Origin of the sequence: Siphonobacter aquaeclarae, from assembly GCF_900103285.1 — a bacterium.
In the GTDB taxonomy this organism is placed as follows: domain Bacteria; phylum Bacteroidota; class Bacteroidia; order Cytophagales; family Spirosomataceae; genus Siphonobacter; species Siphonobacter aquaeclarae.
On the sequence record NZ_FNGS01000006.1, the window covers coordinates 375,211 to 396,065 of the forward strand.

The following is a 20,855-nucleotide window of genomic DNA, read 5'->3' on the forward strand; positions in this document are numbered from 1 at the left end:
ACTACGCCAGTTCCGGCGTCGGAAATTCTTCCCGTTTGTGTTTCCAGCGTTTGTGCGACCACAGCCAGGTATCGGGCTGTTCGCGCAGGGTATCTTCGAGCCAGCGCACATAGCGTTCGGTCAGTTCGCCTACAGGAATGCCCGCGTACGGAGGTTCGGCGACAGGGGATAGTTCAAATTCGTAATAGCCGCGGCGCACTTTCCGGATACGGCCGAGGAGGAGGGGTGTCTGGAATTTCCGCGCCATTTTCTCGGTACCGTTGAAAAAGTCGGTTTCCTGGTGGAAGAAGGTCGTCCAGTAGGCCGAATCCGGGTGGTGTGGCGCCTGATCGGCGAGGGTACCGATGACGCGGGCCTCGTTCCGGCGGCTGACCATATCCCGGAAAATGGTATACATGGAAACCGGATGAATCCCGAACCGGGAGCGGATGGCCAGCATGAACCGTTCGAAGAAGTCGTTGGACAGGGGCTTGTAAATCACGTCCACCGGGATACCCTGAAGCCGGATAATATGCGAAACCCATTCCCAGTTGATCTGGTGACCGAGCATGACAAAAACCACCTTCCCGTTGCGGATGTGTTTTTCGAGAATATCGTAATTCTTCAATTTGACACGACGGCGCATTTCCTCTTCCGGCATGGTCAGCGCCTTGAGGGTTTCCACCATGAGGTCCGTCAGGTTCCGGTAGAAGGAACGGGCAATTTTACGGCGTTCAGTCTCTGTTTTTTCCGGAAAAGCCTGTCGGAGGTTGTCGAGAACGACTTTCTTCCGATAACGGGCGACGTAATAAATCAGGAAAAAAACAAAGTCGGAAATACCATGTAAAACGGACAGGGGCAATAAGGATAAAACTCGGAAAAATACCATTTACGTCTCTTCAAAAATTCAAATAACCCGAATCCGGTGTTTTATAACTACAAAAATTTGAAAATAATTTGAGACTTGATATTTTTTCATTTTCTTTAGAATTGATTCAGTTGAAAATGCGGGAATATCAGGGAGTCGTTTTGGAGTTGCCTTACCTGCCTAGCCTCGAGTTCTGGACCTGTTGCGGAAGTGTGGAAGAAGTCTGGCTGGAAAGCCGGGAAACTTTTCAAAAACAAACGTACCGGAACCGGTGCCGGATTCTGACGGCAGGCGGAGTAGATACGTTGATCGTGCCGGTGCTGGAAGGCCGGAGCCGTGTCAAAACGGAAATCCGGGACATACGGATCGACTACGGGCAGCCCTGGCTCAAGCGGCATTGGGGAGCGATCGAATCGGCTTACCGCAAGGCCCCTTTCTTTGATTACTTCGAAGACCGGTTTCACCGGGTATACGAGTCAAAACCTGACTTTTTGTACGATCTCAACTGGGAATTCCTGACAGTCTGTCGGGAGTTGCTCGGTACTGAACAGCGGTTCGTTTCAACCGAAACCTACGAAAAGAGCTATGAAAAGCCCCTTTTAGATGCAAGGGGGCTGATTTCACCCAAGACCGGCTATGAAACGAGGCCATTTTATGTGCCCGCTCCCTACCGGCAGAATTTCGGGGAACAGTTTTTTCCAAACCTGAGTATCCTCGATCTGCTTTTCTGCCACGGCCGGGAAGCGAAAACAATTCTGAAAGCTTCGGTGAAAAATACAGCAGAGAAATTATCGTTGAACGAGTAAACCGAAAGGCAGTTCGAGATTCTCATAACAAATTGAACAAACGCTGTTCATCCGACGTTAGTCGGTTAATTCACGCTAAACCCTATTTATGGAAGCGAAATTCTCAAACCGCGTAAAAGAGGTGATCGCCCTGAGCAGAGAGGAAGCCCTGCGATTGGGACACGATTATATAGGGACGGAGCATTTGCTGTTGGGCATGATCCGGGAAGGCGAAGGCGTAGCTGTTGCGTTGCTGAAGAAGCTGGGCGTTAACCTGGACGAGCTCCGGATGACGATCGAGCAGGCAACGAAAGGAACGGCGACGCACAGCGTTCGGAACATGGCTAATATTCCGCTCACCCGGCAATCGGAGAAGGTTCTGAAAATGACCCACCTCGAAGCCAAGGTATTCAAAACGCAACTCATCGGCACGGAGCACGTCCTCCTGGCGATTCTCCGCGACGAGGACAATATTGCCACCCAAATCCTCCACAAGTTCAATGTGAACTACGAAATCGTCAAGGAAATGCTGGAATATCAATCGAACCCCAATGTCAATGCCGGCCCGGATACGGACGACAGCGACGAAGACAGCCGCATGTTCGGTTCCAGCTCCCGTAGTGAATCAGGCAAACCCGGCAGCGAAAAGTCCCGTACTCCGGTACTGGATAATTTCGGGCGGGACCTCACCAAGCTGGCCGAACTGAGCAAACTCGACCCGATCGTAGGCCGGGAAAAGGAAATCGAGCGCGTCGCGCAGATCCTTTCCCGCCGGAAGAAAAACAACCCGATCCTCATCGGCGAACCGGGGGTAGGTAAGACGGCCATTGCCGAAGGCCTTGCTCTCCGTATCGTGCAGAAGAAGGTCAGCCGGGTACTGTTCGGCAAGCGGGTGGTTACCCTTGACCTGGCGTCCCTCGTGGCCGGTACCAAGTACCGTGGTCAGTTCGAAGAACGCATGAAGGCCGTAATGAACGAACTGGAGAAATCTCCCGAAGTCATCCTCTTCATCGATGAAATCCATACGATTGTCGGTGCAGGCGGTGCCTCCGGTTCCCTGGATGCCTCCAACATGTTCAAGCCGGCTCTCGCCCGGGGTGACATCCAATGCATCGGGGCGACGACGCTCGACGAATACCGTCAATACATCGAGAAAGACGGCGCCCTTGCCCGTCGTTTCCAGATGGTCATGGTAGACGCCACGAGCATCGAAGAAACCGTTGAAATCCTGAACAACATCAAGGATAAATACGAGGATCACCACCACGTCAACTATACGCCCGAAGCCATTGATGCGGCAGTAAAACTGTCGGAACGTTATATTTCCGACCGCTTCCTCCCGGATAAGGCCATCGACGTACTCGACGAAGTAGGCGCCCGCGTGCATATCAACAACATTTCTGTTCCCGAAGACATCGTGAAGCTGGAAGAGGCTGTGGAAGAAGTCAAGAAACAGAAAAATCAGGTCGTCAAGTCGCAGAAGTACGAAGAAGCAGCTCAGCTCCGTGATCGTGAGAAGAAGCTTCTCGAACAGCTCGACCGCGCCAAGCAACGCTGGGAAGAAGATACCAAGACCCGTCGCTACACCGTCACGGAAGACAATGTCGCCGAGGTAGTAGCCATGATGACCGGTATCCCTGTGCGGAGTGTTTCGCAGGACGAAGGCAAGAAACTGCTTACCCTCGCCGAAGACCTCAAAGGCAAGGTAATCGGGCAGGAATCGGCGATTGAAAAGCTCGCGAAAGCCATCCAGCGGACGCGCGTCGGACTCAAAGACCCGAAAAAACCGATTGGTTCATTCATCTTCCTCGGCCCGACCGGGGTAGGTAAGACGGAACTGGCAAAGGTGCTGGCTTCTCATCTGTTCGACAAGGAAGATGCGCTCGTGCGGATCGACATGTCGGAATACATGGAGAAATTCAGCGTCAGCCGCCTGGTCGGAGCGCCTCCTGGTTACGTCGGATACGAAGAAGGCGGTCAGCTGACGGAGAAAATCCGCCGCAAGCCGTATTCGGTCGTACTCCTCGACGAAATCGAGAAAGCGCACCCGGATGTGTTCAATATCCTGTTGCAGGTGCTTGACGACGGTATTCTGACGGACGGACTCGGCCGCCGGGTGGATTTCCGGAATACGATCATCATCATGACGTCAAACATCGGCGCCCGTGACCTGAAAGATTTCGGTACCGGAATCGGTTTTGCGACCAAGGCGCGTGTAGACGGACAGGACGATGCCGTGAAGACCACGATCCAAAATGCCCTGCGGAAGGCGTTCTCGCCGGAATTCCTGAACCGCCTGGATGACGTGATCGTCTTCAACTCGCTCGAACGCGAACACCTGCACCGGATTATCGAACTGATGCTTGGCAAACTTTTCGCCCGCATCACGACCCTGGGTTACCGCATCGAGCTGACGGAAGCCGCAAAAGACTTCCTCGCCAAGAAGGGCTACGACCCGCAATACGGAGCACGCCCCCTCAACCGGGCCATCCAGCGGTACCTCGAAGACCCTGTCGCAGAGGAAATCCTCAAAGGCGAACTGGCTGAAGGAGATATTCTCCTGGCGGACCACGACGGTACGAGCGAAACGCTTACTATTACGGTAAAGAAGCCGGAAGCAATTGCTGAGTAAGGCTTTTGGATAAAGAAGAAGAGGTTGTTCCGAAAGGGCAACCTCTTTTTTATTTCTGTGAAGTCCGTGTATTCTGTGAGCTATTTTTTTCTCACAGAATACACGGACTTCACAGAAAGTATTTTGGTTTATTTTGCCTCCATTCTTTCCATCATCCGGCTGAAACCTGCTATGTCAAACGAAATACCCCGTCCCGATACCGAAGTACTCAAAGACCTTGTCAGGACCAAAATGCCGTTCGGAAAGCACAAGGATGTACTTATCTGCGACTTGCCGGTGTCATACCTCGAATGGTTTTCGATGAACGGCTTTCCGGCGGGGAAGCTGGGTATGTTGCTGAGCACGGCGTATGTGATCAAGTCAAACGGGCTGTCGCATCTGCTGGAGGAGCTGAAGCGGGGGAGGTAGTGTCGTCAGACGCAGGCATTTTCATATATTGTTTCTTCGCTGAAAGTTTATGAAGCTCCTTTTCCCGGGGGCCGAATTTCAAATTGTAACGATTTCGAAGGGGGAGTAGTAATGGGGTAAGGTCGATTATTTCCTCCTGTTCCCATTTTTCAATGACCTCACTTGCAGCATCCTGTTCCCATTTGTCTCCTTTAATGATTATGCTGTTTATCAGTATTTCTATTTCCTTGTTCAGTGTAGTTTCGTTGATGTTTTTTGTAATTGTATCCAACCAGCTGCCGGCTTCGTTTCGTCTCGTTTTGCTTACATCATTTAATGTGTCCAGGACGATCTTCAGTATTCCAATGGAACCAGCAGCCTTCAACAGAAAATCTAAATTATCTGCGGCGATCGATAGAAATTTATTCAAAAGCTCCATAATTGAGTATTTTTAGTTATAGATTTTACTTTTATCTCAAATATACTTATAAATATAAGTCATCAAAAAAGCCTGCATGAAGCAGGCCGATAATATTTCGAAAAGCTGTTTGTCACGGCAATACCTTCACACTCAAATAACTCCCCGCATACACCCGCTGCGTAGCTTTCCGGAAATCTGTGTCCGACGCAAAGTGAATATTAGGCACGAACGTCTGCGGATTGATATCAAACAGCGGAAACATGGTACTCTGTACCTGTACCGCGATCCGGTGGCCTTTCTGGAAGGTATGGCAGACGTCAATCAGCTCAAACGGTACCTCTTCAACCTTATCCGGCACAAATGGAGCGGGTTTCGAACGGTCTTTCCGGAACTTTCCCCGCATCGCGTCATGGCGGACAAGCTGATAGAAGTTGCTCATCTTCGTGCTTTTGACGGTGTTGGGATTATCTGACGCATCCCCTGGATACACATCAATAAGCTTGACGATGAAGTCGGAATCGGTTCCGCTGGTGGATACCCGTAAGCGAACGTCGATACTGCCCGTCAGCGTTACGTTAGTATCCAACGGCTCCGTGACAAACGTCAGTACATCTTCCCGCCGGGCCGCAAACCGCTGATCTTCCACCATGTAATCGGAATTCATACCCAGCGCGACGGTCTGTGTAAACGGTACCGGCTTCTTCGGATCGGAAACGTACTGATCGAAACCGACCGCCGCGGCCGGTTTTTCAAAACCCAGTTTCCCGCCTGGAGTGAGGTACAGGTTCTTCGAAACGGCCTCTTTGGGCGGCCAGGCATCGAACGAACGCCAGCGATTGGTACCTGTTTCAAATACCTGCGCCTCCGGAAAACCGGCATCTCCTTCGCCCTTCAGGAAATATGCAAAGAATTTCCGCTCGATGTTCTCCCGGTAGTAGGGGCCGGTTTTGGCGCCAAACGATACGTTACCGAGTACGTCGCCGTCTCCGTTCCAGCCGCCATGCGTCCACGGGCCGGCAACGAGGATATTGTAGATACCCGGATTTTGCTGTTCGATGGCCTGATAGGTCTTGAAGATACCGTGCAGGTCTTCGGCATCGTACCAGCCGCCGACGATCATCACGGCATGCCTGATACCTTTCAGGTGCGGGAGGATATTCCGGGATTTCCAGAACTCATCGTAGTTCGGATGTTCCAGGTTACCGGTCCAGTAGGGGTCTTTTCCGCCATAAAACTCGGGCTTCTGGGAGTTTTTCAACGGCCCCAGTTTCAGGAAGAAATCATATCCATCCTGCGTGCTGTAGGGAAACTGTCGGCCGGAACCTTTTTGCGTTGGCGTACCGTCCGTGCGGTTCGTGAAGAAAGGATAAAAAAGAAAGTTATGCGGGAGCATAAACGCGCCGTTGTGGTAGCTGTCGTCCCGCCAGAGGTCCGCCATCGGCGCCTGCGGAGAGGAGGCTACCAGCGCCGGGTGCCCGGAAACCGTACCTGCCGAGGCATAGAATCCCGGATAGGAAATGCCCCACTGCCCGACTTTACCGTTGTTGTTCGGGATGTTTTTGACGAGCCAGTCGACCGTATCGTACGTATCCGTGCTTTCGTCGGTCTGGGTCGGGCTTGTTTTCTGGTCGATATGCGGGGTCATTTCGGTGAAAACGCCCTCGCTCATCCATCGTCCCCGAACATCCTGATAGACAACAATATACTTGTCCTGCATGATGAATTCCGATGGTCCCAACCGGCGGGGATAGTTATCCGTCCCGTAAGGTTGGCAGGAATACGGCGTACGCTGCATCAGAATCGGATAGGTTTTTCCCGGCCCTGCATCCTTTGGCGTGTAGACGGCGGTAAAGAGCTTCGCTCCGTCGCGCATCGGAATCTGCACTTCGGTTTTGGAATAGTTGTCCTTGATAAAAGGATTCGGAGTCGGTTGTGCTATCGCGGCGAGCGGCAGCAGGCAAATCCACAAAAGTCGCATGGCTGAAAAGGAAAAAGGCCGGCAGGAATACTGCCGGCCGGTGTGTCAGGGAAGGCGGTCGATTTCGATGACGGAGTCGTTGTAGATCGTCTGCGTAGCTTTGATGAAGTCTGACGCGTCGGCTTTATAAATATTCGGCACGAATTTCTGCGGGTTCCGGTCAAACAGCGGGAACGCCGTACTCTGTACCTGGATCATCACCCGATGCCCTTTTTTAAAGGTATGCAGCACGTCCTGCAGGCGGAAGTCGATTTCCGTTTTTTGGCCGGGTTTCAGTGCTTCGGGTTTTTCGAAGGACTTGCGGAAGCGCGCCCGCATGATTTCACTGCGGACCATCTGCTGATAAGCGCCGAGAGATACGTTCTTATTCGGCATGTAAGGATGGTCGCGTTCGTTGTCGGGATAAACATCGATGAGTTTGACAAAGAAGTCTGCATCGCTGCCCGTGGTGGCAATCTGAAGTTTAGCGAGAATTTCACCACCGAGCGTGAGGTCCTCGGTCAGAACGTCGGTCTGAAAAGTCAGTACATCCGTTCGTCGGCCTGCAAACCGCTGATCTTCTGACATATAGGCGAATGGCGTGAAGCCGGTCATGCTTTTGTAGTCTTCCGAGTGCGGAACGGGTTTATTCGGATCGGAGACATATTGAGTGGAACCGGGCTTCGCGGGTTTGTCTGTTGCCAGCTTACCGTCAGTCGCGAGGTAGAAGCGAAGTTTAGTCGCTTCGGCAGCCGGCCACTTATCGAATTTCTTCCATTCTTTCCGGCCGGTATCGAAGAGATAGGCCTCCGGCAGTCCGGTTTTGCCGTCGCCCGCTCCTTTCAGAAAATGCTGAAAGAATACGGTCTCGATATTTTTCTGGTAAAAGGTCGCGATGCTGTCTCCGAAATAGATATTGGAGTGAAGGGTATGGCCGGTTTCCTGCGACCAGCGCCCGTGCCCGAAGGGGCCCATTACCAGGGTATTATACGCTCCCGGGTTGTTTTTTTCGATCGTCTTGTAAGAATTCAGCGGACCATAGAGGTCTTCCGCATCGAACCAGCCGCCTACAAACAGGTAGTTGGACGTGACGCCTTTCAGGTGGGGCAGGATATTCCGTTTCTGCCAGAAGGGATCGTAGTTGGGGTGATCAACGGTCTCTTTCCAGTAAAAATTATCAGCATAGTACTTGTCGCCATTTTTCAGGGGACCGAGGTTCTGGTGAAACTCAAAGCCGTCGGGCGTCGGATAGTAAAGCATTTTGGACGACCACCAGTGCTTGTCAGTCGGTCCGCCGGTCTGGATCCCAAACAGCGGAAACGTTCCGAAATAGTGCTGGACAAACGCACCGTTGTGGTGGAAGTCGTCAAAAAAGAAATCCGCAATCGGGGCCTGCGGCGACGACGCTTTCAGGGCCGGGTGCTTGCTCAGCGAGCTGGCAGTCGTATAAAAGCCGGGGTAGGAGATACCCCATTGGCCGACGCGCCCGTTGTTTCCCGCGACGTTCTTGACGAGCCACTCGATGGTGTCATAGGTATCGGAAGCTTCGTCGACATCGGTTGGTTTGGTCTTGTTATCGATATGCGGCGTCATGTTCGTCCATGTGCCTTCGCTCATGTATCTTCCCCGAACGTCCTGATACACAAAGATATACTTGTCTTTCATGAGGAAGGTATTCGGGCCGAGGCGGGAGGGGTATCGGTCCTCGCCGTAGGGTTCAACCGCATAGCAGGTCCGCTGCATCAGGAAGGGATAAGCGTGCTGGGCGGAAGCATCTTTCGGTACATACACAGCGGTGTGGAGTTTGACGCCGTCTCGCATGGGTATTTTGTATTCATATTTCTGGAAATTTTCCTTGACCCAGGCGACCTGGGCATGGGCGGCGACGGTACAGATTCCCGTCAGGAGGAGTGAGAGAAGTCGTTTCATGCAGGGGAGATGAAGAGTTTGCCTTGGGTTTTCGGTTTACAGTTTTCAGTTGGGGAGATTACCTGGTTTGCAACAAAATCAGGCGGAGGCGCCGGGGATAAAAAACTGAAAACCGAAGACTGACAACTGAAAACCGAAAAACTCTCTGAAAGTAATAGACTATCCGGGATATTTTCGAAGGGAATGGCTAATTTTGCGCGCCAAATCGTTTTACTCTCCGGTACCCGATTCCGGGGAGACCCTCTGCTCATGGATTTACTCCGCATTGCCATTCAAAAGTCAGGTCGCCTCAGCGAAGACTCTCTCAATCTGTTCAAGGAATGTGGTATCAAGTTTGATTCGGGAACGGGTCGCCTGAAGACTACCTCCAACAATTTTCCGGCCGAGTTCCTGTTTTTGCGGGACGATGATATCCCCGGATATGTCGAAGACGGTGTCGCCGACATCGGTATTGTCGGAGAGAACGTCCATGTGGAAACCGGCCGGCATGTGGAGGTAGTCAAGAAGCTCGGCTTCTCGAAATGCCGCCTCTCGATTGCCATTCCCCGCGGAGAATCCTACGGCGGCGTGCAGGAGTTGCAGGGCAAAGCCATTGCGACCAGCTACCCGACCATCCTCGGTAACTTCCTGAAAGAAAACGGCATCACCGCCGACATCCACGAAATCTCCGGTTCGGTGGAAATTGCCCCGAGCATCGGGCTGGCCCATGCCGTGTGCGATATCGTATCGTCCGGCAGTACCCTTCTGGCCAACGGCCTGAAGGAAGTCGAGGTGATTTTCCGTTCGGAAGCGGTTATGATCGGCAGCGAGAAGCTGTCAGACGCCAAGCGCTCGATTCTATCAAAACTGCTGTTCCGCATTCAGGCGGTTCAGACGGCGAAAAATAACAAATACATCGTCCTCAACGCCCCGAACGCCAGCCTGCCCGAAATCATCGGCCTGCTGCCGGGGATGAAGTCGCCGACCATCGTTCCCCTCGGAACGGAGGGCTGGTCGGCCGTTCATTCTGTCCTCAGCGAAGAAGATTTCTGGGACAAGATCGACGCCCTCCGCTCCGCCGGCGCGGAAGGGATATTGGTGGTGCCGATTGAGAAGATGATTTATTAGGGTTTTCAGTTTAGGGTTTTCAGTTTTCGGTTGAGGCCGAACCCCAACCGAAAACTGAAAACCGAAAACCGAAAACCGAAAACCACTTTCCCCATGCAACTCATCCGATACCCCGATCCCTCAGCCTGGGATACGCTGCTGGCGCGGCCAGTACAGCAAATGGCTGAGATAGAGCAACGGGTCGCTCCGATTCTGGAGCAGGTGCGTAGTCGCGGAGACGCTGCCCTGCGGGAGTATGCCCTTCAGTTTGACAACATCCTGCTGGACCGGCTCGACGTACCGATGGAACTTGTCGAAGTAGCTGAGCGCCAGTTGTCTGACGATCTCAAGGCTGCCATTCAGCAGGCCTATTCCAATATTGCCGCCTTCCACGCCGCACAGCGCCAGCCGGTCGAAAAGATCGAAACGACGCCGGGAGTAACCTGCTGGCGAAAGTCGGTAGGTATCGAGAAGGTCGGTATCTACATTCCCGGCGGCACGGCTCCGTTGTTCAGCACGGTGCTGATGCTGGGGATTCCGGCGAAGCTCGCCGGCTGCCGCGAAATCGTCCTGTGTTCTCCCAGCCAGCACCCCGCTATTTTGTACGCAGCCAAACTGGTGGGCGTCACGAAAGTATACCGCGTAGGCGGCGCTCAGGCGATTGCGGCGATGGCATACGGCACCGAAAGTATTCCGCAAGTATATAAGATATTTGGTCCTGGTAACCAGTATGTTACCGCTGCGAAAATGCTGGTTGCGAAAGAAGGTATTGCAATCGACATGCCCGCCGGTCCCAGCGAAGTGGCGGTCTTTGCCGATGATACGGCACATCCGGCGTTTGTCGCCGCCGACCTCCTTTCCCAGGCCGAACACGGCCGCGACAGTCAGGTAGTGTTGGTATCGACAGACGAACGCATCCTCACCGAAACCATCGCAGAAGTAGAAAAGCAGGTACGGGAGCTCCCCCGTGAAGAGCACGCCAACGGGGCGCTTCAGCATTCCCGCGCCATTCTGGTCGACAGCCGGGAAGAGGCCGTAGACCTGCTGAATGCCTACGCGGCCGAACACCTTATTCTCTCTGTCCGGGACGCGGAAGCGCTGGTCGACGAGATCACCAATGCCGGCTCGATTTTCCTCGGTCATTATACACCGGAATCGGCGGGCGACTACGCCTCCGGTACCAACCACACCCTGCCGACAAACGGCTATGCCCGGGCATACTCCGGTGTCTCGCTCGACAGCTTTGTGAAAAAGATCACCGTCCAGTCCATTTCTGAAGAAGGCCTCAAAAACCTCGGCCCCGCCATCATGGCCATGGCCGAAGCCGAATCCCTGACCGCGCACAAGCGGGCGGTGGAGGTCAGGCTGGCAAGTCTGGAAGGATGATACCGGTTTTCAGTTTTCCGTTTTCAGTTGGTAAAGAGACGGGAACCGTAAACTGCAAACCGCAAACCGAAAACACTATGTTCTCTCTCAATACCCTCGTCCGGCCTCACCTGCTGTCGCTGACGCCGTATTCTTCGGCGCGGGACGAATACAGCGGAAAGGAAGGCGTATTTCTCGATGCCAATGAAAACCCGCTCGGGTCGGCATCGGCTGGCAGGTACAACCGGTATCCGGACCCGTATCAATGGGCCATCAAGGAAAAACTGGCGCCGCTGAAGGGCGTTCGTCCGCAGCAGATTTTGCTGGGTAACGGCTCCGATGAGCCGATCGACCTGCTCGTCCGCCTTTTCTGTGAACCGAAGGAAGACCATATCCTGATCCTCCCGCCGACGTACGGCATGTACGAAGTGTCGGCCAATATTCAGAATGTAGGTATCAAAAAAGTGCCGCTGACGGCTGATTTTCAGCTGGATGTGCCGGCTGTGCTCAACTCGGTCGACAACCATACCAAAATCATCTGGTTGTGCTCGCCGAATAACCCGTCGGGAAATGTACTCAACCGGGCAGATATCATCCGCATCGTTGAGGCCACCTCGTGTATCGTGGTAGTGGACGAAGCCTACATCGACTTCGCGCCGGAAAGTACCCTGTTGAGCGAACTCGACCGGTATCCTAACCTTGTCGTACTTCAGACGTTTTCCAAGGCGTGGGGGCTGGCCGGCCTTCGGGTAGGAATGTGCTTTGCAAGCGAGGAGATCATTGCCCTGCTGAACAAGATCAAATCGCCCTATAACCTCAGCAGCAGTACCCAGGCAATTCTTGCCGAGGCGCTGAACGGCGTAGAAAAGAAGAATGAAATGGTCCGGGATATACTCCGGAACCGCGAACGCCTTCGCGAGACGCTGCTGACGCTGCCGAATGTGGAGACGATTTTCCCGTCGGACTCCAACCAGCTGCTGGTGAAGTTCACGGATTCTGCCGCGGTATTTCACTACCTGCTTGAAAATAAGGTCATTGTGCGGGATCGTTCGAAGGTTATGCATTGCGAAAACTGCCTTCGGATTTCCATTGGTACGGAGGAAGAAGACCGTCGGTTGACGGACCTGCTCGCGGCGTTTGCTGCGAAGGCATAAGGCTTGGAGCAGAGGGCATGGGGCAGAGGGCATAGACCCTGTGCCCCATGCCCTTGTAATTTCCGCCGAACTGTCATTAATTCGCTCATATTTCTCACCTGATCACCATTGCCATGAAAATGACTACCGTTGCCGGCGCGTTTGCCGTATGCATCCTGATCTTGACTGCCGGAAAGGCGTCTGCCCAGGACGACAAGAAATTTGCCGTAGGCTTCCGCATCGGAGAGCCTCTCGGCGCCAACGTGCGGATGTACCTGCCTAATAACAGGGCACTCGACGCCAACTTCGGATCCTATGGCCTGCTCTGGGGAACAAACCGGAAGTATGGTTCAAAGGGCCGCTTCAAGAATACCGGCTGGGAGCTTAACGTCAACTACCTCTTCCGGACCAACGCCGAAGGCAAGAAAGTACAGGCCTACTATGGCTTCGGGGGGATGATCACCGGCCGGCGCAGCTACCCGGATCGCCTGGCCGGCCTCTATGAAAAGAAAACAGGTATCGGGGCGACGGGCGTTGCCGGCGTCGAGTACTTCGTTCCGGATTCTCCGCTGTCTCTTTTTGCCGACGCAGGTCTCTATGTCGAGCTGATACCGGTACCGCTCTTTCTCCACGTGCATGGCGGGGTAGGCGCGCGGTTTAACTTCTGACAGTCATCGTATTGCTATAATGGAAAGGGACGGAGGCTATGGCTTCCGTCCCTTTTTTGTGCCCGAAAAGGGCGGGTTTCGTTGCCGGAATCCGTATTTTCGGACAACTATACCGGCCGTGAGGCTTTGTTATGTTTACGATTTACGCCGCTTCCGCGGGTTCGGGAAAGACCTTCACACTCACCAAGGAGTTTTTACGCCTGGCACTGTCGAGCTACCCCGACGACGCCGGAAACTACCGCTTCAGCCCGTTTTATTTCCAGCATATCCTCGCCGTCACGTTTACGAACGACGCGGCGCACGAAATGAAAAAGCGCATCATGGATACGCTGGAAGCGCTGAGCCGGTTTGACGACCTTTCCCCCGAAAGAAAGAAAAAGACGGAAGCCCTCCGGGCGCTCCTGCTGAAGGAAGTCGCCGGAGACACCCCCGGCGTCCCGGTGACGGCAGAGGAACTGAAAAGCCGCGCTCATGCGACCTTCCAGCGCCTGTTGCACAATTATGGAAACCTGTCGGTTTCGACGATTGACAGTTTCACGCAGCGTGTTGTGGCGGCTTTTACCGAAGAATTGGGCATTCCCTACAACTTTGAAGTCAACCTGGATTCAGACCTACTCATCGCCGCCGCCGTCGAAAATACGCTGGCGCGGGTCGGAAGGGAAGAGTTCAGCCAGTTGACCAGCGTACTCGAAGACCTGGTTGGCGACCTCGCCGACCAGGGAAAAAGCTGGAAGTCCCTCGAAAATGAGTTGAGCCAGGTAGGGCGCAAGATCCTGGAAGACAAACACCGGGATGCCCTCGATAAACTGGCCGAGCTTACTTCAGACGACTTCTGGACCATCCGCCGGCAGCTTCGCGGGTATGTGCGCACGCAGGATGAAGCGTATAAGGAGTTGGGAGAATCGGCTGCCGTGATTTTCGAATCCGCCGGGCTGGTTGTGGAAGACTTTTCCTACGGCGCATCCGGCGCGGCAGGTTTTCTCCGGAAAATCGCCGATGGGGAGAAAAAGCTGACAGACGCGCCTTCTTCACGCCTTACCAAAGCCGTGGAAGAAGGCAAAGGCTGGATCGGCGCCAAAGCTCCGGCCGCCGTTCAGGCGCGTTTCCGGGAAATAGAAGACGCCCTGCGGGAAGCGGCGCTTCGTGTCCTGACACACCAGGAAGGAGAGCGCGAGAAGTACATTCTTTGCCTCGAACTCGACCGCCACCTGCACAAACTGGCGCTGCTCAAGCAATTATCCGACGAGGTACGCGGCATCGAGGAGCAATCCGGGCAGATCCATATTTCGCGTTTCAACCAGTCAATCCTCCGGATTGTGCTGGAAGAGCCGGTGCCGTTTCTCTACGAACGTCTCGGTGAAAAATACCACCATATCCTGATCGATGAGTTTCAGGATACTTCGCAGCTTCAATGGCTGAACTTTATGCCGTTGATAGACAATAGTTTAGCCGGCGGATACTACAACCTCCTGGTCGGTGACGCGAAGCAAAGTATCTACCGGTTTCGCGGCGGGGAAATGGAGCAGCTGGTGTACCTTTTCCGCCGGGAAGACCTGACGCCGATGCTGCCGGCGGGTAACGAGATCAACTGGAACGTCGGCGACCGCCTGCTTCACCTCAAAGGCCATCTCGAACCCCGTGTACTCGATTTCAACCGGAGAAGTACAAAGGAAGTAGTTGAATTCAACAACGCCTTTCTCGCCCATATCCTCGCGCAGGAAGTGGATGCAGGATGGACCGTCACGCCACGGATTTACGAAACCTTTTTCCAGCGTACGCCTGACAACCCCCGCTCGGGAGGGCATGTGCAGGTGGATTTTCTGGCGGAAGACCGGCCTACGCCTGACTTCGTCTGGCAACAGATCGAAGAATGCCTCGCCCTGGGGTATCAGGCACGGGATATCGCGATTCTGACGCGGAAAAACCGGCACGCGCGCGAGCTGGCCGACGCCCTCCGGCATAAAATCCGGATTGTCTCGGCCGATTCCCTGCTTGTGAGCGCTTCGGGCGCTGTCAACCTCGTGGTCGCCTTACTAAGGCTGCTCGAATCTCCGCGCCAGGCCCTGACGCAGTACGAGGCCGCTTACCTCTTCCTCAAAAACCTGCTCGCCCAGGTACCTGATGAAACGGTGAACGCCGAGATCCGGCGGGTGATCGAATCGGATGAGCCGCAGGCATTCTGGGACTGGCTGCGGAAACACGGGCACGACCTGCAACCGGGGCGCCTCCGTCGCCTCGACCTTTATTCCCTCTGCGAGCAGCTGATGGAACAGTTCGGACTCTTTGACGACGAAGCCGAACTACCCTACCTGTTCCGCTTTCTGGATTATGTGCAGGATTTTGTCGGACGGAAAAGCGGCAGCCTGATCGACTGGCTCGCCGACTGGGAGCAGCAGAAGCACCGCCTCTGCGTCAGTACTCCCGAAGGCGAGGACGCCGTTACCATTCAATCCATCCATAAATCGAAAGGACTCGAGTATCCCGTGGTACTGCTGCCGTATGCCAACTGGAGCTTTACGCCGGGTTTCCGGGACGAAATATGGGGCGATCTGGAAGAGACAGCATATGCTGAACTGGCTGTGAATGAGGGAGATACTTCCCGGAGGCTACGCACCGCGCCGTTTTCGCTGACAACCAAACTCCGCGATACCTTCCTCGGCCCCGCATATGAGCGCGAACGCGAACAGACGTTTCTCGATAATCTGAACCTGCTGTACGTTGCTCTGACGAGGCCCGTCGAACGTCTGTACATATCGATGGAGGCGCGGATGACCAAGCGGGGCGACAGCCTGAAAGATACCGTCGGGCAGTTTTTTGCGGGATACCTCGGATCGCGGGAAGGTACGCATATTATTTACCAGGGAGAGCCGCCCGCGCCGCGGAAAACGGAGGATACCTCAGGTTCGAAATGGATAGTACCGGAGGTGGTATCCGTCGACCGCAGCGATTCCATGCGCCTCCGCCGGCAGACCGACCGCCTGACCGAACTGGATTCCTTTCATTTGCAGAAGGAATGGGGGAACAAGGCACACGCCGCGATGCGGGAAATCCGCGTTCCGGCGGATGTGCCGGACGTCATCGACCGGATGAAGAAGCGGGGATTACTGGACGAGCAGCAGGTATCGCGGCTGACGGAATCGATCCATACCATTCTTAGCCATCCCGAAATGAAACCCTATTTCGAGCTGCCCGCGGAGTTTTTGTCGGAACAGGAAATCCTGATGCCGGACGGGCAGATCCTGCGTCCTGACCGCGTCGTCATCCGTCCCGACAAAACCGTCGCCATTCTCGACTACAAAACCGGAAAACCCCGGGAAAGCCACCGCGATCAGGTAAAATCCTATGCACGGCGGTACCGGCAAATGGGCTACGGAACCGTCGAATGCTGGCTCGTTTACCTCGAATCCGGCGAGGTAATCCGGGTAGATTGACTGCCGCCGCCTTATATTTGACCGATTCATTGTTACCAATACATGCCATGAATACCGCTTCTTCCTTTATTGCCAGTCAGTTATCCCTGGCGCCACGCTCGGTACAGGCGACGATTCAGTTGCTCGACGAAGGCGCTACAGTTCCCTTTATTTCCCGGTACCGGAAGGAAGCCACCGGAAGCCTTGACGAAGTCCAGATTCAGGCGGTAAAAGACCACTACGAGAAGTTTCGGGAAACCGAAAAGCGCCGGGAGAGTATCCTCCAATCCATTCGCGAGCAGGGTAAGCTTACGCCGGCCCTTCAAAAGGCGCTTGAGGAAGCGACCACACTGACGCAGCTCGAAGACATTTATCTTCCGTATAAACCCAAGCGGAAAACCCGCGCCACTATTGCCGCCGAAAAAGGCCTGGAACCCCTCGCCAAACTCATTTTCGAGCAGCGTGAGCGGGATATCGAAGCCAAAGCGGCGAAGTACCTTTCGGACGATGTTGCTTCCGTGGAAGAGGCATTGCAGGGCGCCGGCGATATCATGGCCGAATGGATTTCAGAGAATGCCGACGTCCGGAACGCGATCCGGAAAGTATTTGAAAAAGAGGCGGTTGTCGTCTCCAAAGTCAAGAAGAATAAGGAAACAGAAGGCGCCAAGTACCGGGACTACTTCGACTTTTCGGAGGAACTCCGCAAGATCCCTTCGCACCGGCTGCTGGCGCTTCGCCGTGGAGAAGAAGAAGGCTTTTTGTCGGTCGGTATAGCGCCGGACGAAGACCATGCCCTTGAGCGCATCGATCGGCTGGTGCTCCGCGGACAGAGTGAAGCGAAGCCCTTCATTGAAGACGCCATTACGGACAGTTACAAGCGCCTCATTCGACCGAGTATCGAAAATGAATTTGCCAAGCTGTCAAAAGAAAAGGCTGATTCAGAGGCGATTACTGTTTTCGTGGGAAACCTGCGGCAACTGTTGCTGTCGTCTCCCCTCGGGCAGAAAGTCGTGCTGGCTGTGGATCCGGGCTACCGGACGGGCTGCAAGACGGTATGCCTCGACGCACAGGGGAACCTGTTGCAGGAAACGGTCCTGTACCCGTTTGACAAAAAAGCAGAAGCGGAGCGCGTCGTGCGCGACTGGCTGACCCGGTTCAAGGTCGAAGCAATCGCCATCGGTAACGGAACCGCCGGCCGGGAAACGGAAGATTTTCTCCGGGGATTATCGCTGCCCGTACCTGTTTTCATGGTTTCGGAGCAGGGTGCGTCGATTTATTCGGCGTCTGACGTTGCGCGGGAGGAGTTTCCGGACAAGGATGTCACCGTGCGCGGCGCCGTTTCGATTGGCCGCCGGCTGATGGACCCGCTGGCTGAGCTGGTCAAGATCGACCCGAAATCGATTGGGGTGGGGCAGTACCAGCACGATGTCGACCAGGGATCGCTCAAAAAGAGCCTGGATGTAGTCGTGGAAAGCTGTGTAAACGCCGTTGGCGTCAACCTGAATACCGCAAGCAAGCACCTGCTGAGCTACGTATCGGGCCTGGGGCCGGCGCTGGCGCAGAATATCGTCACCTACCGCAGGGAAAAAGGCGCTTTTCGCTCCCGGAAGGAACTGCTGAAAGTACCCCGTCTGGGCGCCAAGGCATACGAACAGTGTGCCGGTTTTCTCCGGATTCCCGGTGCCGGCGATCCGCTGGACAATTCTGCGGTACACCCCGAAAGCTACGGTATCGTCGAACAGATGGCTAAAGATCTGGGTATCAAAGTGAAAGACCTGATCAGTAGTCCTGAATCCCGGAAACAAATACAATTGCAGCGCTACGTCACCGAAGCAGCAGGTTTGCCAACGCTGAGGGATATCGTCGCCGAACTGGAAAAACCCGGTCGCGACCCCCGCGAGCCGCTTTCCGAGTTCCGGTTCGAGGAAACCGTCCGTAAGCCTGAAGACCTGCGCGAGGGCATGATCCTGCCGGGTATCGTCACGAATATCACCGCTTTCGGCGCGTTTGTAGACGTGGGTGTGAAGCAGGACGGGCTGGTACACGTATCCCAGCTGGCCAGTAAATTCGTGAAAGATCCGAACGAAGTCGTGAAGCTTCACCAGCAGGTACAGGTGAAAGTGCTGGAAGTAGACATGGCCCGCAAGCGCATCTCCCTGACGATGAAATTTTGAGGGAAACCGGCGTCCGGTGAAATAGGACGCCGGTTTTTCCCGTTACCCCTTCGGATTCCATCCCTTACATTCGCCGTATGAACTTTCGGATTACCCTTGTTGTACTGACCTTTTTGCTGACCTCGTGTGAGATATTCCGGACGCCCGCCAAAACGACGAAGCCTCCGGCCCGGACGGCCGCAGCCGGCGGTTCGAAGGCCTATCATCCGATGACCAAAAAAGCGGAGTATAACCCGAAAGCGGTCCGATATGGCAATCAGACCGTGAGCGATCTCATCAATACCGCGCGGAGTTACGGAGGTACCAACTACCGCACCGGCGGCGGCACCAGCGTAGGCCTGGATTGCTCCGGCCTGGTACAGGTAAGTTTCAAGCAGATTGGCCTTAAGTTGCCGCGGACGGCGGCAGAACAGGCCGGAGTAGGAGAGGTGATCAATGTTCGGGACCTGCGCCCGGGAGACCTCGTCTTCTTCAATACCGACTTCAAGGGCGGCGCGTCACGCATCAACCATACGGGCATCGTGACGACAGTCCGGGGCGATGCCGACGTACTCTTCATCCACGCGTCCAGCAGCCGGGGTGTCATTGAGGATAACCTCTTTGCCGACTACTGGCAGCGCGGATTTATCAAAGCGACGCGGTTACTGGACTAGCCGGTTCCAGTCCGGGTGCCGCTGCAGGTAGGCACGGACAAAGGGGCAGTACGGGATAATCTTCCCGCCTCGGCTTTCGATCAACTTCAAGGTTTTCTCGACCAAAGTAGACCCAACTCCCTTGCCTTCAAAGGATTCGGGTACTTCTGTATGGTCAAGCGCATACACGTTATCGGCAACGAGCCGGTAGGCGATGAGGGCGATGTCGCCTTCGAGTGCCAGCTCAAACTGGCGGTCGGTCGTGTTGTCGACGACCTCAACGGAAGAAAGGTCCATGTTACGAGGGATATTCAATCTGTTCACCCGTTTGCCGGGTACCTTTGGGTTCGCGAAGGTATTTCCATCCTTCCGACAAAAAGCCGGTGCCATACCCGGTCATCTGCACAAAAACGGCCTGTATGCTCAGGCTGGCCACGGTGATACTCTTATTCTGTTTCCAGGAATCAACAAAAATCAGGATGCAATAAAGCAGCAAGGCTCCTACCGACAAACGGAACAGCAGGGGACAAACAAACGCCTGCACCGGAAAGCTGAACAGCCAGACGGTAAAAGCCGCCGGAAAAAAATGAACCAGCTTCAGCGTATCCGGAAAATACCGGGTAATGTTGATCCGGGCACGGCCGAAAAACCGGAGCTGACGGTAAAAGGCATCAAACGCCGTCCGCCGTTTGTGGTAAATGAATGCTTCGGGTATCAACGCGCTTCGGAAACCCATTTTCAGGGCCTGGATGCTGAAAATAATATCTTCTCCCATCCGCGTAATCCGGAACCCTCCTGTTTTCTCCCATACCTGCCGGCTGAGGCCCATGTTGAAGCTCCGGGGGTGAAACGTACCTCCTGCGTTTTTGGCCTTTCCGCGGATACCTCCGGTCGTAAACAGGGAAGTCATGGAGTAGCTGATGGCTTTCTGAACAGGGGTGAAGGAAGGGTGATCCCGGTCAGGTCCGCCGAATAAATCCAGTTGCTGCCGGTCAATTTCCCGATTCACGATAGCCAGGTAATCCGGCTCGACGAGCGCATCGGAATCCAGGATGATAAACCAGTCGCCAGACGCCCGCTCCATGCCATAATTCCGGGCGAAGCCCTGTCCGCTGTTCGGTTTTTCGTAATAGTGAAGCGACAGGGAAGTAGCATACCCCCGGGCTACATCTTCGGCCCGGACGGAAGAACCATCCTCTACCACAACCACGTCAAACGCCGTGTACGTCTGCCGGGTGAGGCAATCGAGGAGTTCAGCCAGTTCGTCGGGCCGGTTATAGACCGGAATAATAATCGAAAAGCGACGCATGGGGAGAGGGGGAAGCCGGCTCGGAGATCTGTTGTTGGTTTTCAATTTTCGGTTTTCTGTTTTCAGTTGGCTGACAAATCCGTTCGCCAGCCAACTGAAAACCAAAAACTGAAAACCGAA

Annotated in this window: 16 protein-coding genes; 10 read left to right on the forward strand and 6 right to left on the reverse strand. The window is 54.5% G+C overall.

The features are described from left to right. Position 1: 1 nt before the first annotated feature. Positions 2–868 carry a lysophospholipid acyltransferase family protein gene (locus BLR09_RS17585; RefSeq protein WP_093205178.1) on the reverse strand — a complete coding sequence of 289 codons (867 nt, stop codon included), beginning with the start codon at positions 866–868 and terminating at the stop codon, positions 2–4. Between the two features lie 146 nt (positions 869–1,014). On the opposite strand from BLR09_RS17585, the gene BLR09_RS17590 reads away from it, so the two are divergent. The 3 genes from BLR09_RS17590 (at position 1,015) to BLR09_RS17600 (ending at position 4,672) form a co-directional block, all read left to right on the forward strand. Continuing rightward, on the forward strand, positions 1,015–1,653 hold the full coding sequence (locus BLR09_RS17590; protein WP_245689945.1) for a WbqC family protein: 639 nt from the start codon (positions 1,015–1,017) through the stop codon (positions 1,651–1,653). 88 nt (positions 1,654–1,741) lie between these two features. Next, positions 1,742–4,264: an ATP-dependent Clp protease ATP-binding subunit gene (locus tag BLR09_RS17595; protein ID WP_093205183.1), complete on the forward strand. Its 2,523-nt coding sequence runs from the start codon at positions 1,742–1,744 to the stop codon at positions 4,262–4,264. 171 nt (positions 4,265–4,435) lie between these two features. After that, a complete protein-coding gene (locus tag BLR09_RS17600; RefSeq protein ID WP_093205352.1) occupies positions 4,436–4,672 on the forward strand; it encodes a DUF3820 family protein in 237 nt (78 codons plus the stop codon). On the opposite strand, the gene BLR09_RS25335 is transcribed toward BLR09_RS17600, so the two are convergent. The 3 genes from BLR09_RS25335 to BLR09_RS17615 all read right to left on the reverse strand — a co-directional run bounded on the left by BLR09_RS25335 (position 4,620) and on the right by BLR09_RS17615 (position 8,958). Next, the gene (locus BLR09_RS25335; RefSeq protein WP_143011146.1) at positions 4,620–5,090 is read right to left on the reverse strand and encodes a hypothetical protein; all 471 of its coding nucleotides are present in this window, start codon (positions 5,088–5,090) and stop codon (positions 4,620–4,622) included. The two genes, BLR09_RS17600 and BLR09_RS25335, sit on opposite strands and share 53 nt — an antisense overlap. Positions 5,091–5,202: 112 nt before the next feature. Continuing rightward, positions 5,203–7,050, reverse strand: a complete 1,848-nt coding sequence (locus BLR09_RS17610) for a CocE/NonD family hydrolase (protein WP_093205188.1) — start codon at positions 7,048–7,050, stop codon at positions 5,203–5,205. A 45-nt stretch (positions 7,051–7,095) separates the two neighbouring features. Beyond that, complete coding sequence (locus BLR09_RS17615; protein WP_093205191.1) at positions 7,096–8,958, reverse strand: CocE/NonD family hydrolase; 1,863 nt, start codon at positions 8,956–8,958, stop codon at positions 7,096–7,098. Positions 8,959–9,207: 249 nt separating this feature from the next. Between BLR09_RS17615 and hisG the strand changes: the two genes are divergently transcribed. The 7 genes from hisG (at position 9,208) to BLR09_RS17650 (ending at position 19,447) form a co-directional block, all read left to right on the forward strand. Beyond that, a complete protein-coding gene (gene hisG / locus BLR09_RS17620; RefSeq protein WP_218126683.1) occupies positions 9,208–10,065 on the forward strand; it encodes an ATP phosphoribosyltransferase in 858 nt (285 codons plus the stop codon). Positions 10,066–10,158: 93 nt separating this feature from the next. After that, positions 10,159–11,430 carry a histidinol dehydrogenase gene (gene hisD / locus BLR09_RS17625; protein WP_093205354.1) on the forward strand — a complete coding sequence of 424 codons (1,272 nt, stop codon included), beginning with the start codon at positions 10,159–10,161 and terminating at the stop codon, positions 11,428–11,430. A gap of 77 nt (positions 11,431–11,507) precedes the next feature. After that, entirely contained in the window at positions 11,508–12,563 is a 1,056-nt protein-coding gene (gene hisC / locus BLR09_RS17630; RefSeq protein ID WP_093205357.1) for a histidinol-phosphate transaminase, read from the forward strand. 113 nt (positions 12,564–12,676) lie between these two features. Beyond that, positions 12,677–13,210, forward strand: coding sequence for a hypothetical protein (locus BLR09_RS17635; RefSeq protein ID WP_093205198.1), 534 nt, complete (start codon positions 12,677–12,679; stop codon positions 13,208–13,210). 131 nt (positions 13,211–13,341) lie between these two features. Beyond that, positions 13,342–16,641, forward strand: a complete 3,300-nt coding sequence (locus BLR09_RS17640) for a UvrD-helicase domain-containing protein (protein ID WP_093205200.1) — start codon at positions 13,342–13,344, stop codon at positions 16,639–16,641. Between the two features lie 47 nt (positions 16,642–16,688). Further along, entirely contained in the window at positions 16,689–18,794 is a 2,106-nt protein-coding gene (locus BLR09_RS17645) for a Tex family protein (RefSeq protein ID WP_093205203.1), read from the forward strand. A gap of 77 nt (positions 18,795–18,871) precedes the next feature. Then, the gene (locus BLR09_RS17650; RefSeq protein WP_245689946.1) at positions 18,872–19,447 is read left to right on the forward strand and encodes a C40 family peptidase; all 576 of its coding nucleotides are present in this window, start codon (positions 18,872–18,874) and stop codon (positions 19,445–19,447) included. Here BLR09_RS17650 and BLR09_RS17655 read toward each other — a convergent pair. Next, a complete protein-coding gene (locus BLR09_RS17655) occupies positions 19,436–19,723 on the reverse strand; it encodes a GNAT family N-acetyltransferase (protein ID WP_093205205.1) in 288 nt (95 codons plus the stop codon). The two genes, BLR09_RS17650 and BLR09_RS17655, sit on opposite strands and share 12 nt — an antisense overlap. 1 nt (position 19,724) lies before the next feature. Further along, entirely contained in the window at positions 19,725–20,735 is a 1,011-nt protein-coding gene (locus BLR09_RS17660; protein WP_093205362.1) for a glycosyltransferase family 2 protein, read from the reverse strand. Positions 20,736–20,855: the final 120 nt, after the last annotated feature.